Origin of the sequence: Pediococcus damnosus, from assembly GCF_001437255.1 — a bacterium.
GTDB classification, from domain to species: domain Bacteria; phylum Bacillota; class Bacilli; order Lactobacillales; family Lactobacillaceae; genus Pediococcus; species Pediococcus damnosus.
In genome coordinates this window covers 1-13491 of the sequence record NZ_JQBD01000053.1, presented here as the reverse complement: position 1 = coordinate 13491, position 13491 = coordinate 1, and the positions used below count along the sequence as shown (strand labels likewise).

Here is a 13491-nt window from a genome sequence, read left to right as displayed (position 1 = left end):
TGTTCACCAACAACAGTTGACGAAGAACCTTTATTCTTCCACACTATCCTGGCTAAGTCGTAAGATTGCCACGCGAATAATCGAAAGGTTGACTTTTCTTTCAGTTTCTTCATCCAATTCTAAATATTGGCTGACATACTTATCTAATTCTTTATAAACATCACTATTTTCCAAGTCTTCATCAGATGAATTTGTAAACTTAGTCCACATTGTTTTAATCTCGTCTTCTTCTACCGCATCGGTAAAATCAGTTACGATTCCGGCACCATCGTACATTTCACTTAAATTTGTCTCTGGATTAATATCCAAATAAAAATCTGAAAGTGGTGTTTCAATCAAAACAAATCCTAAATCACTGTAGTTATCGGTATGAACAACTGCTCCACCTTGCTTACCATTATCAACAAACGCATAGTAATCATGATGATTCTTGTGTTTTACAAAATAATCCACCCCATTGAGACCGGGTAAACTCTGAATCACACTTTGATTGCTCACTTCGATTGATTTTCCTGTTTCGTTAATCTTTGCTAATGCTGGATATTGGTAAAGCATTTCAAACCTCCTACACTGATTAATCAGCGATTTCATTTCATAAAATTCTATTATACAACTAATCGTCGAAAGTGCATGAAAAACTTTTAAGTAATTTTATTGAATGAGATAAACCTTACATTCATACGGACGCAAAGTTTCATTTTCATCATCCGCATAGTTACTTATTAATTCAGTTTTGTTGCTTTGTTGACTCAAATCATACCAACGTTGCACCGTCCGTTCCGTAAAGTTACTAATGACCAGTAAATCTTGATCCCCGAGATGGCGGGTAAATGCCCAAACCTGATCATCATCTGGATCCAACAATTGATAATCACCATAGACAATAATTTCATACTGTTTGCGTAACAGATTCATCTTTCGATAAAAGTTAAACACTGATTGTTTATCATTTACTGCTTGGGCCGCATTAATCTTCTTGTAATTAGTATTTACTGATAACCAAGGGATTCCCTTAGTAAAACCAGCATTGTCAGTATCATCCCACTGCATTGGTGTTCGGGCATTATCACGAGAAGAATGCTGTAAATACTTCAACATTTGTGTGGAACTTACAAGCTGCTTTTGATCCACAAATTCGTGATAAGCATTTAAACTTTCGATATCACGGTACTGATCCAAACTCTTAAACTTAGCATTTGTCATGCCGAGCTCTTCACCCTGATAAATATAAGGTGTTCCCTGCATGAAATGTAAGGTTGCCCCCAACATTTTGGCGGACAATGCTCGATATTTGCCCTGATCATTTCCAAACCGTGAAACGGCCCGTGGCTGATCATGGTTATTCCAGTATAGCGAGTTCCAAGCCTTGTCATTTAGATCTATTTGCCATTTTGACATGACCTGCTTTAAATCGGTCAGCTTAACACTATTGGTGCTCCATTTTCCTAGAGCTGCATCCTCATTGGCATCCAGTCCCATATGTTCAAACTGGAAAACCATCTCTAATTCATGACTATCAAAACCAGTATATCGAATGGCATCCCTAGTCGTTGCGTCCGGAGTTTCCCCGACCGTCATCACATCATAATGGGATAAAACTTTGTCATTCATTTCCTTTAGATAGTCATGCACATGTGGCCCGTTGGCTGCTAGGTTTGTTTGGCCTTCAGTTTTCACATCAGGTAATCCCTCCGGCTTCGAAATTAAGTTAATGACATCCATTCGAAAGCCATCAACCCCCTTATCAAGCCAGAAATGCATCATATCAAATACCGATTTTCGGACATCAGAATTATCCCAGTTTAAATCGGGTTGTTTTTTTGAAAATAAATGTAAATAGTACTGACCAGTTGCCTCGTCAAATTGCCATGCTGATCCACTAAACGCACTTTTCCAATTATTAGGCTCTTGATCATTTTTAGGATCGCGCCAAATATAATAATCACGATAATCATTGGTCAGACTCTTGCGACTTTCCACAAACCAATGATGCTCATCAGAAGTATGATTAACAACTAAATCCATCATAATTTTCAATTTTTTATCATGAGCTGCTTTTAGTAACCGATTAAAATCAGCCATGGTTCCAAATTCAGTCATAATTTTTTCATAATCAGCAATATCATAGCCGTTATCATCATTTGGTGATTGATAAATTGGATTCAACCAAATGACATCGGCCCCTAATTTTTTGATGTAATCCAAATGTTCAGTAACACCATTCAAATCACCAATTCCATCGTCATTCGTGTCTTGAAAACTTCGCGGATAAACTTGATAGACTACTGCTTCTTGCCACCAGTGTTTTTCCATGAACAAAAACTCCTTTGTATTTTAAAATTTAAAACTCACTCAACACTCATTATGGTCCGTATTGAGATCGGTTTCAATTATCCCGATTATTAGCCTTTATTAACTTAAATAAGCGAGATCAAATTATTAAACATATGCAGTCCAATATTGTAACGAATATCCTTGGTATATGCGTACGTGAGTGCCAATAACCATCCCATGACTGCGTATACTAACCAACCTAAAAAACTACTAATATCGTGCACTGCCCCGAAAACAGCCCCACTAAAAAATACGCCAAGAAGTTGAATTCTTTTGTCCGATGAGTTAAAAAACCAGTTAAAGAAGAATCCTCGAAATAAGATTTCTTCAATAATTGGTGCAAAAACGATCGCATCCAATGCCATCCAGACCGGCATCGCTTTTGAGAACTCCACAACTGTTTGCTGATTAGCCGACTGCGGCAAAGCGTTTCTTTGATTTAAATAGATTTGCAATGCGATAAATAAAATCCAGACAATCACGACGATGCCCATAAAAATTGTGATTCTTTTAGTCGGTTTGGTGCGCCCAAAGTGGGCCAAATTATGCGTTTTGAGTTGGGCCGTATACATCTGAATGAACAGCACCAACATCAGGACCGTGGTAATTAAATACATTACAAACGCGATCAACACAAAAGTTTGATTACTTGGCATTAAATACGCCATCTGCAATGGAATGGTACCAATTTGATAGATGGCAAACATTCCGATAAATTTTAAGATGTTTAAAAAAATTTGTTTCCAATTAATTGTCATCAGAATCCCTCCATCTCGTTCTAAGGTTGATTTTAGTTTAGACGTTACCGCTCTCAAACGCAACTCATAATTAAACTCCGAAATTTAATCACGTCACTTCACTATTGAAAGCGGTTGCGGTATTCTTAATACTATGGAATGTTTTGAAAAATAACTAGTTACCTTGTTGCCGTTTTTATTCGTTAAGGACAACCAGCATCGAAGCAAACACTAATATTTTTTGGCACGTTCAACCCAACACATAAATATGGAGGCTTTTTAATGAAAATTTCCCAACAAGTGCACAATAAATCAACCTGGTTTACCTTAACTAATGACCATAATGTTTCTGTTGTAATTAGCGATTTTGGAGCTACCGTTGTCGCTATCAACACCCCTGACAAAAAGGGCAACGTCGCAAATATCACATTAGGTTTCATGCATTCTCATGATTACGCGAAACATCATGACTACTTTGGCGCAAGCGTGGCTCGGGTTGCTGGTCGCTTAGGCAACGCAACCTGGGAGGGACATCAATTAGATAAAAATAGTGATCCAAATCATATCCACGGTGGGGATCACCCGTCAATCAGTTATTCACGCTGGGGATTGATCAAACAAATTCGCACGGATACGCAGGTTGGGGTGGTTTTACGTTATGTAAGCCCTGCTGGTGAAAATGGCTACCCTGGTCGCTTAACTATTTCCGCAATGTTTGTGTTAGATAAGACCAACAAATTCACAATTACTTACTTTGGCAAAACAGACGTGACTTCTTTGTTTAATCCCACGACTCATATTTACTTCAATCTATCGGGAAATGCCAAACGTCTTATCGATAATCATAAATTAGACGTTCAATCAGATGCAGTAGCTAAAACAGATTCAAATAACGTGCCAACGGGCGAATTATTATCAGTAACTGGTACACCATATGATTTTCGTAAAACCACTGACTTGGGTAAAGCTCTAGAAAAATTACCAAATGGATTAGATACCCCTTTCAAACTAAACCAAGTAGCGAGTGGTCAACCACAATTAAAGCTTTTCGACCCAGAATCCGGTCGGCGGGTTGCAATTCATACAGATTCAAATTCAATGATTCTATTTTCTACCACTGGTTTTGAAGGTGATTTTTTGGTTGATGGCAATCGTAAAATGACCTCACAATTAGGATTAGCCATTGAACCCCAAATGTTACCCGACGCACCTAATCATCCGGATTTTGGTAATATTGTCATTACCCCCGACAATCCACTGATTTATCAAAACACGTATACATTTAATTAGTTAATGACCAACTGCCAGTTACGATTTAAGCTATGAGGATTAGATTTCTGCAAACCGATTCCAATCTATTCAAAAAATCCTGCACTTTGAAAAGTTGCAGGATTTTTTATATTTATTTTCGAAATGCTTGTTCCAATACTGAATAAGTTAACTCTTCAGTACTTGCGACCACTGAATCAGCTTCCTTCAAATCATTCGAATCACCAACACCGACAGCGACAGCACCAGCGGATTTAATCGCTTCTACGCCAGCCTTTGCGTCTTCAATTCCAACACATTTAGTTGGATCCACATCGATCTTAGCTGCCGCCTCAAGGAAAATGTCTGGGGCCGGTTTCCCATGAGCTACCTTGGCTGGATCTGCAATTGCATCAAATTGTTCTCGTAGTCCAAGTTTTTCCAAAATAAACGGTGCATTTTTACTCGCCGAAGCAACCGACAGCTTTACTTTGTTAACTGCCAGTTCATCCAAAAGATTCTCGATGCCAGGAAAAATATCCGTCTGTGTAAGTTTACCAATCTCTTTTAGATACAACTCATTTTTATACTGAGCCATTGCATCAACTTCATCTGCCGAATATTTATTTTCCATTTTGGCAAATTTTAGAATGCGATTCATAGAATCAATCCGACTGATTCCTTTAAGATCACTTTCGAAACTCGCAGGTAACGTCACACCAAGTTTTTCTTTGGCCAAGCGACTCCAAGCCTTGAAATGAAACTTAGCCGTATCGGTAATAACCCCATCAAGATCAAACAAAACGCCTTGCATACTACTGGCCTCCTACTAAATTCAAAACTTCACCATTTAGTTTTACATTCACAGGTTTCCCTTTTAATAATTTGATTTCGGTTCCATTTCGATCAACCTGAACTTCAATTAAGCGATCGCGGAAGTTAATTCGAAATTGATAGGAAGTCCATTTTTTAGGTAAGAATGGTTTAAATGATAATGTATTATCCTGAACACGCATCCCTGCAAACCCCTGAACAATCGCCAACCAGCTGCCTGTCATCGACGTTATATGCAACCCATCAACAGTATCATTGTTATAATTATCTAAATCTAGTCGTGCTGTTCGCTCATACATTTCAACGGCCTTATCTTCATAGTGGAGATCAGCAGCCAAAATTGCATGCACTGAGGCCGAAAGACTAGATTCATGCACAGTCAAAGGCTCATAGAAATCAAAATTACGTTTCTTTACGTCCTCAGGAAACTGATCAATAAAATACCAAATTCCTTGAAGGACATCTGCTTGTTTAATGTAAGGTGAACGTAAAATTTTATCCCAGGACCAATGCTGATTGATTGGTAATTGATCCTTTGGAATCGATGAAGCCGGCTCTAAATCCTTATCTAAAAAGCAGTCGTTTTGAATAAAGATGCCAAGTTTTTTATCCTCAGGGAGATACATTTTATCAATAATATCTTGCCAATGCGCCTTTTCAGTATCAGAAACATCTAGTTGAGCTAACTTTGCGTCGCTCACTTTTCTTAAGGTTTCCAACGTATATTTTAAAGTCCATTGTGCCAATAAATTTGTGTACCAATTATTATTCACGTTATTTTCATATTCATTTGGCCCAGTAACACCATGAATCATGTAAACACCATTTCGTTTTGACCAATGGACGCGATCCGCCCAAAAACGTGAAATTGCGGTTAGGACATCAATTCCTTTGGTTTTGAGATACGTTTCATCACCGGTATACCGCGTATAGTTATATATTGCATACGCAATCGTGCCATTACGATGAATTTCCTCAAACGTGATTTCCCATTCATTATGATTCTCAATTCCATTGAAAGTCACCATTGGGTATAAAGCACCTTTAAGGCCCTGTTCACGGGCATTATGAAAAGCGCCCGCCAACTGATTATATCGATACTCTAACAAATTTTCTGATACTTTTTTGTCAGCAAGTGAAAGATAGAGGGGAATCGCAAATCCTTCGGTGTCCCAATAAGTTGCGCCACCGTACTTCTCACCCGTAAAACCTTTAGGCCCAATATTCAGGCGCTTATCCTCGCCGTAAAATGTCGAAAATAATTGGAATAGATTGAATCGAATCCCTTGTTGTGCAGCATCATCGCCGGTAATTTGCACATCTGCTTTCTCCCAGCGTTTTGCCCAGGCCTTCGATTGATCTTCCACCAAGCTGTCACGTGTAATTCCTGAAATTTTTTGAGTTAAAACTTGCATACCAGCCTTGAGGGTTGCTTCGTCATCGTAATCCCGCGACGTCACAACAATCACCCGTTTTTCAAATTTCACAGATTCGTGTGCCTCAATCTGACCTGTAAATTTGTTTGAAACTTGCTGCTCTGTTTCAGGCTGGTCAACTGCTTTAAGATCCGTTTTGTGCGTCATTTCCATGCCAACTGTAAACCGTGGCGTCCCAAAATTGTTAGGCTTTGTTTCTGCGATTAGATATCCCGAATTGGTAGTTTGTTTCTTAGTTTTAAGATTCCAGAATTTTTCGTCATAGTTGGCATCTTCATTAAAAACATCAGCGTCAAGATCGGAAACAATTTTCACATTAACTGGTTGATTGCCTAAGTTTTCAATTTGATAATCAACATCAAAAAGTTCTTTTTGGGCAACGCTTACAAAGCGTCGAATAGTGAAACGGACATTCTTATCTTGTTCTGTTAAGGTAAATTTACGGGTTAAAATTCCCGTCTGCATGTCCAAGGATAGTTCAAAATCCTTAATTGCCATCTTGGCTAAATCAATTTTTAGATCGTCCAACCACACATTTACTTTATCAAAGTTAACTGCGTTGATTACCTTACCAAAATACTTTGGATAACCATTTTTCCACCAGCCGACAACTGTTTTATCGGGATACCAAACCCCGCCAACATAAATTCCGGAGTGTGTATCAGCAGAATAGTCTTCTTCAAACATCCCACGCATTCCCATATAGCCATTGCCAATGCTAGTCATGGACTCCTGAAGTCGTTTATTTTTTTTATCTAATTTATGCGTAACAATTTTCCATGGATCGATCTCAAAAGTTCGTTGCATGAGTATCTACTCCTCCTCGTCATATAATGTATATTTTGCTTTCAGCAAAACCATATTCCTTTAGTAAAAAGGGACCAGGCAAGACTTACGCCTGATCCCTTTTTACTTTATTTATTCAATGGTTAATTGTGTATCCATGTCAAAGAAATGTGCTTTACTCATCTCAAAGGCCATTTCTACGCTTTCTCCTGGCTCATGATAATCTCTTGCATTAACTTGTGCGACGAATTCCGTATCGCCGGTTTTAGAATATAGCATTGAGTCAACACCTAATAGTTCTGAAACTACAACAGTTGCATCAACCACTGAATCAGGCATTGTTTGAATGGCAACTTGTTCAGTATGAATATCCTCTGGTCTGATACCGACTACCAATTTTTTGTTGTTATATCCTTGATCAACTAACTTCTTCAATCGTCCCTCTGGTACAACAACATTTAATCCCTTATTGTTAACCACGTGACCATCACGTAAGGTAGCATCAAAGAAATTCATTGCAGGTGATCCCATAAACCCTGCTACAAATTTATTAACAGGCTCATTATAAAGTTGCGAAGGTGTCCCTACTTGTTGAATTTTTCCATCATTCATAATGACAATCCTATCAGCCATAGTCATAGCCTCAACTTGATCATGAGTTACATAGATCATGTTTGTTTGCAGCCTTTGATGTAGCTGTGCAATCTGCGTTCTCATTTGTACACGTAATTTAGCATCCAAATTTGATAAAGGTTCATCCAGCAAAAACAACTTAGGATTACGTACAATTGCTCGTCCTAGTGCAACTCGCTGGCGCTGACCACCAGATAATGCAGCTGGCTTTCTTTGTAAAAATTCAGTTAGTCCAAGAATTTCTGCTGCATTTTCTACCTTTTTTTGTATTTCATCTTTAGGCATTTTTTTGATTTTTAATCCAAAACCCATATTGTCAAATACTGTCATATTTGGATATAACGCGTAGTTTTGGAAAACCATTGCAATGTCTCGATCTTTAGGTGCAACGTCGTTCATTACTTTTCCATCCATTACCAAATCTCCATCAGTAATGTCTTCCAAGCCAGCAATCATCCGTAGGGTTGTAGATTTTCCACAACCAGAAGGTCCAACAAAAACAATAAATTCTTTATCTTTAATGTCTAAATTAAAATCACTTACCGAATATGAAGAGTTCCCATCATACTCCTTATAAATATGCTTTAAATTAATCTCAACCATTATGACATCCCCTTTAGGTTTTAATTTGGTAACTTTTTTTATTAAACTAATGTATCAATATAAGAAAATTTATTTCACTTGAATTGCAAAGGATTCATACGGTTTCAATTCGTAACTAGATAGATCAATTATTTTTTCATTATAATTTCCAAGTATTATATTTTTTTGAATGCCATACTCTGGTAAATTTAGCTGATTCTTTTCTTGATCAAAATTAGCAACCACTAAGAATTTATGATCGACATCTTCTCTCACATAAGCAAAAACATTTTCTGGAACTTTCTTAATCTCAATAAAATCTCCCCAAACAAGCGTTTTTGAATTTTTTCTTAAATTAACTAATTTTTTATAGGTATAGAAAATTGAATCTGGATCTTCTAATGCCTGCTTAACATTAATTTGACTGTAGTTTGGATTCACATGTAGCCATGCTTTTCCCGTTGTGAAACCAGCCTCTTTTTTGTTATTCCATTGCATTGGTGTTCTGGCATTATCGCGGCCTTTTACATTAATCGAATGTATAATTTCGCTTTTTTCATATCCCTTAGCTTTTCGTTCTTTATACATATTAATGCTTTCAATATCATCCACTTCAGATATATCCTTAACCGGATAATTTGTCATTCCAATTTCTTCACCTTGATAAATGTAAGGTGTACCTTTCATCATGTGTAGAAGAATAGCAAACATTTTTGCACTTTTCACTCGATATTCTTTAGAATCATTTCCCCAACGAGAAACTATTCTTGGTAGATCGTGGTTATTCCAAAACAAACTATTCCATCCGTGTTTCAATGAAATCTGCCACTTGTATAACACCTTTTTTAATTCTGCAACACAAAGTGGCTTTAAATCCCACTTTTCACCATCTTGAGCTTGGTCTAACACACTGTGTTCAAATTGAAAAACCATTGAAAGCTCATGTCGTTCGGGATTGGAATACAACTCAGCATTTTTTGGCGTGGCACCCCATGTTTCCCCAACCGTTAACATATCTTTTCCAGAAAACGTATTAGTATTCATTTCCTGCAAATAATCATGCAGGTGTGGTCCATTTGCAGTAATCATTTTATCAGGTTGTTTACCTATTAAATCGATAACGTCCATTCTGAATCCACCAATACCTTTATCAATCCAAAAATTCATCATCTTCCAAATTGAATTTCTAACTTGTTTATTCTCCCAGTTAAGATCCGGTTGCTTTTCACTAAACAAATGAAAATAATATTGACCAGAATTTTCATCAAACTTCCAAGCGCTACCGCCAAAAGAAGCCCTTAAATCATTAGGTTCTTTGCCATTTACAGGATCTCGCCAAATATAAAAATCTCTATACGGATTTTCTTTAGATTTTTTTGCCTCAACAAACCATTTATGTTCATCTGAAGTATGGTTTACAACCAAATCCATTACAATTCTAATTTGACGTTTCTTTGCTTCAAAAATCAACTGATTCATATCTTGCATAGTACCAAATTCAGGCATGATATCCTGATAATCTGAAATATCATAACCATTATCAGTGTTAGGTGATTTATATACCGGACTTAACCAAATTGCTCCAATTCCCAAATTCTTTAAATAATCTAATCGGCTAATAATGCCTTGAATATCGCCTATTCCATCACCATTCGAATCCTGAAAGCTTCTAGGATATATTTGATAGACAACCGCTGATTGCCACCAATGTTCGTTGTTTTTGTTTTCCACAATACTCTCCTTGTAGTTACTTAACTGATCCACTTGTTACTCCAGCAATGATGTACTTCTGGAAAAATACATACATCAACAATACCGGTAACAAAACTAAAACATAGGAAGCAAATGCTAAATTATACTGTGTAGAAAATTGTCCTTGGAATACATATTGAGCTAACTGTAATGTTTGCTGATGTGGATCACTTAACAATACTAATGGCATCAGAAAATCATTCCAAGTCCACATAAATGAAAGAATTGCTACTGTAGCATGCATAGGCTTCATTAATGGAAAAATGACCTTAAAGAATACCTGATATGGTTTGGCACCATCCATAATGGCGGCCTCTTCTAGAGCAGTTGGAATTCCTTTTACAAACCCCGAATAAAGAAAGATACTTTGAGGTAATCCAAACACTATATATAGGAATGTAATCCCTAGAATATTATCCATATGAAATGCACTCACTTCTTTAACTAAAGGAAGCATAATTACATTAAACGGAATAAACATTGCACTGATAAAGTAGTAATACATCATGTTAAAAAACTTATTTTTTAATCTATATCGGGTGATTACATATGCAGCCATTGAATTAGTAAGAATTGTGAATATAATATTCACCACAGTGATAAACAATGTGTTAAAAAACATTCGAGGGAAATCCGTCATTGACCAAGCATTTGCAAAGTTTTCCCAATGTATTTTTTTGGGTAAAGAAAGTATGTTGGTCATCTGTGAAGGATCCTTTAACGCAATGACAATTGTTATATAAATTGGACCAAGTATTGCAAAAATTGCAACAACCATTAATACACTAGTAAGTGTCCAGTTAATGTGTTTATTTTTTGCACGTTTTTTTGGTTTTGGTTCGTTACTTTTAACTTCTACATTTGCCTGCATTAGCTTAGTTTCTCCTCTCGTTTATTTAAAATTCTTAGCTGAATTAATGATATTACAAGAACCACTATGAACAAAACTACCGCGTTTGCAGACTGAATAGCAAACTGTGATCCTTGGAACCCTTGAGTATATATTTCAACTGAAATTGATGTAGTACTGTTCCCGGGCCCACCATTAGTCATTGCCATAATTTGATCAAACACCATTAGATATCCTTTTACAGATAAGACCAAATTAATGGTAAAGAAGGGAGCAATCAACGGAAAAGTAATATCTCTAAATTTTTGCCAAGGCCCAACTCCATCTAAGGCCGCAGCTTCATATATTTCTGGATCCACTGATTGAAGACCTGCTAAATAAATTAATGTATTAAATGCAAGCCCTTGCCAAATAGTAACAATTAAGATACCAATCCAAGCATGTGTTGTACCTAATATATTATTGTACAAAATTGGAAGATGAATAAGATGTCCAAATTGTGGGATCAGGTTACTAAAAATAAATTTAAATACGAAACCTACAATTAAGCTCCCCAACATGTATGGCACAAAGTAAACTGCTTTTAAAAGACTCTGAAATTTAATATTGCTATTTAAACCAATAGCAATAGCAAGTGCTATAGCATTAACCAAAATGGTTGCGAACAGAGCAAACTTAAAAGTAAACCAATATGCATCCGTAATATTACTATTACCAAACATATATAAATAATTTTTTAAACCAACGAACTTCCATGAACCATATCCTGTCCAATTAGTAAAGCTATAAAACACTCCACGAAGAAATGGAACTGTGTGGAAAATGAAAAATAGAATACCAATTGGCACAACCATCATGTAATAAGTAAGTGGTATCTTCTTCCCTTTTTTCCTACTTTTCATTGTTTCATCACTAATCCTTTACATTTGCCGAATCAAACGCTTTGTCAGCTTTCTTCAAAGTTGCCGTAATATTTTTCGAATCACTCATACCTTTAGATTGGTTTACACCTGTTTGTGTAAGTACTGCAGTCATGTCAAAACCATCTGGATAATAGTGATCAGGATAATTTACAACATTACCACTAGTAAGATACGATGAAATTCCTTCAAGAGAAGCGTCTTTCTGTGCAACTCCTTTAATTGCGGAAAACGAAAATTGTTGTTTATTATATAACTGCGAATTCTTTTTACTCATCAGAAATTTAACAAATTTCTTGTCAGCAGCCTGAACCTTTGATTTCTTGGAAATTGCAAAAGCAACGTCAATACCTGATGTTACTTTATTTTTACTACTATCATTATTAACTGGCATCTTAAACATATCCAATTTAATATTTTTCTTTAACTGTTTGGCCTGTGGAATTACAAAGTTACCATTAATCATCATAGCGGCTTTTCCTTCAGCTAAAGCTTTCGTTCCATCATTGTATGATGTACCCATGTAATCTGATTGGGCATATTTACAAAGTGTCAAATACTTTTGCATAACACCTTTATGTGAACTGAGGAACGTTGTCTTATTATCAAGTCGTTTATTAATCCATGAGCTGCTAATCATGTTTGAATCTAATTGATTGAAAACACCCATTGTTGTCCAACTATCTTGAAAGGGCATCTCAAATGGAGTAATTCCATGAGCTTTTAACGTTTTTGCATCTGTAATTAATTCGTTCCATGTAGTTGGCGTTTTAGTAATTCCAGCCTTAGCAAAAAGTGTCTTGTTATAAACAATACCAGATGCATTGGTTGCATAAGGCACAGCGTCCAACTTGTTCCCTTTTGAAATTGAAGTAATCATTTTCTGATATTCAGGCATTGTTGTCTTCGTGAATGACTCACCGCTTAGATCTTCCAAAACTCCTGCTTTTTGTACTTGTTGGTAATTTACGTCTCCGCCAACTGCCATAACATCAGGAATTGAATTTTTGGCAAGATCAGATTTTAAAACTGTTCCTGCATTACTTGGAGATGATAATTGCACTTTAATATTTGGATTCTTTTTCTCAAATTGAGAAATTAATTGCTTATAAGTACTTGCATTTTCCGTCTTAGTTGAGAAAAACTGAATTGTTGTTGATTTGGATGACGAACTGCCACATCCGCTAAGTAATAACGATAATGAAAGCATGCTTGCCAATCCAACTAATAATTTTGTACTCTTCTTCATTTTATTTTCCTTCTTCACTAGAATTTTTCATTGCATTTCCAAACTACTTTTTTCGACCCCTACAGTCATTTCCACTTTTTCATTTTTTTCATAAACAACCTCCCTCGTATTATATATTTTGAAACTTTGT

Annotated in this window: 11 protein-coding genes; 1 reads left to right on the top strand and 10 read right to left on the bottom strand. The window is 36.4% G+C overall.

The genetic code is table 11. The annotated features are described in order from the left end of the window. Positions 1–30 precede the first annotated feature (30 nt). From IV84_RS07160 to IV84_RS07150, 3 genes are all read right to left on the bottom strand, one after another. Entirely contained in the window at positions 31–555 is a 525-nt protein-coding gene (locus tag IV84_RS07160) for a DUF4283 domain-containing protein (protein ID WP_046871580.1), read from the bottom strand. 96 nt (positions 556–651) lie between these two features. Then, on the bottom strand, positions 652–2313 hold the full coding sequence (locus IV84_RS07155) for a glycoside hydrolase family 13 protein (RefSeq protein ID WP_046871579.1): 1662 nt from the start codon (positions 2311–2313) through the stop codon (positions 652–654). A 104-nt stretch (positions 2314–2417) separates the two neighbouring features. Then, positions 2418–3092 carry a CPBP family intramembrane glutamic endopeptidase gene (locus IV84_RS07150; RefSeq protein ID WP_052694509.1) on the bottom strand — a complete coding sequence of 225 codons (675 nt, stop codon included), beginning with the start codon at positions 3090–3092 and terminating at the stop codon, positions 2418–2420. Positions 3093–3353: 261 nt separating this feature from the next. Between IV84_RS07150 and IV84_RS07145 the strand changes: the two genes are divergently transcribed. Continuing rightward, entirely contained in the window at positions 3354–4361 is a 1008-nt protein-coding gene (locus IV84_RS07145) for an aldose epimerase family protein (RefSeq protein ID WP_046871578.1), read from the top strand. Positions 4362–4473: 112 nt separating this feature from the next. Here the strand turns inward: IV84_RS07145 and pgmB are convergent, their stop codons facing one another. The 7 genes from pgmB to IV84_RS07110 form a co-directional block, all read right to left on the bottom strand. Beyond that, positions 4474–5133, bottom strand: a complete 660-nt coding sequence (gene pgmB / locus IV84_RS07140; protein ID WP_056986321.1) for a beta-phosphoglucomutase — start codon at positions 5131–5133, stop codon at positions 4474–4476. Position 5134: 1 nt separating this feature from the next. Then, positions 5135–7396, bottom strand: coding sequence for a glycoside hydrolase family 65 protein (locus IV84_RS07135; RefSeq protein ID WP_046871577.1), 2262 nt, complete (start codon positions 7394–7396; stop codon positions 5135–5137). A gap of 111 nt (positions 7397–7507) precedes the next feature. After that, complete coding sequence (locus IV84_RS07130; RefSeq protein ID WP_056986320.1) at positions 7508–8611, bottom strand: ABC transporter ATP-binding protein; 1104 nt, start codon at positions 8609–8611, stop codon at positions 7508–7510. Positions 8612–8680: 69 nt separating this feature from the next. Then, complete coding sequence (locus IV84_RS07125) at positions 8681–10321, bottom strand: glycoside hydrolase family 13 protein (protein WP_046871587.1); 1641 nt, start codon at positions 10319–10321, stop codon at positions 8681–8683. A gap of 16 nt (positions 10322–10337) precedes the next feature. Continuing rightward, positions 10338–11213 carry a carbohydrate ABC transporter permease gene (locus tag IV84_RS07120; RefSeq protein ID WP_080945529.1) on the bottom strand — a complete coding sequence of 292 codons (876 nt, stop codon included), beginning with the start codon at positions 11211–11213 and terminating at the stop codon, positions 10338–10340. Next, positions 11213–12094, bottom strand: a complete 882-nt coding sequence (locus IV84_RS07115) for a carbohydrate ABC transporter permease (RefSeq protein WP_046871575.1) — start codon at positions 12092–12094, stop codon at positions 11213–11215. The genes IV84_RS07120 and IV84_RS07115 overlap by 1 nt, the downstream gene beginning before the upstream one ends. 10 nt (positions 12095–12104) lie before the next feature. Continuing rightward, entirely contained in the window at positions 12105–13361 is a 1257-nt protein-coding gene (locus IV84_RS07110) for an ABC transporter substrate-binding protein (RefSeq protein ID WP_046871574.1), read from the bottom strand. Between the last annotated feature and the right edge of the window lie 130 nt (positions 13362–13491).

Coding starts and splice junctions, on each gene's coding strand:
- IV84_RS07135 (WP_046871577.1), bottom strand. CDS start 7,396: ATGCAACGAACTTTTGAGATCGATCCATGGAAAATTGTTACGCATAAA.
- IV84_RS07160 (WP_046871580.1), bottom strand. CDS start 555: ATGCTTTACCAATATCCAGCATTAGCAAAGATTAACGAAACAGGAAAA.
- IV84_RS07145 (WP_046871578.1), top strand. CDS start 3,354: ATGAAAATTTCCCAACAAGTGCACAATAAATCAACCTGGTTTACCTTA.
- pgmB (WP_056986321.1), bottom strand. CDS start 5,133: ATGCAAGGCGTTTTGTTTGATCTTGATGGGGTTATTACCGATACGGCT.
- IV84_RS07130 (WP_056986320.1), bottom strand. CDS start 8,611: ATGGTTGAGATTAATTTAAAGCATATTTATAAGGAGTATGATGGGAAC.
- IV84_RS07120 (WP_080945529.1), bottom strand. CDS start 11,213: ATGCAGGCAAATGTAGAAGTTAAAAGTAACGAACCAAAACCAAAAAAA.
- IV84_RS07110 (WP_046871574.1), bottom strand. CDS start 13,361: ATGAAGAAGAGTACAAAATTATTAGTTGGATTGGCAAGCATGCTTTCA.
- IV84_RS07150 (WP_052694509.1), bottom strand. CDS start 3,092: ATGACAATTAATTGGAAACAAATTTTTTTAAACATCTTAAAATTTATC.
- IV84_RS07155 (WP_046871579.1), bottom strand. CDS start 2,313: ATGGAAAAACACTGGTGGCAAGAAGCAGTAGTCTATCAAGTTTATCCG.
- IV84_RS07115 (WP_046871575.1), bottom strand. CDS start 12,094: ATGAAAAGTAGGAAAAAAGGGAAGAAGATACCACTTACTTATTACATG.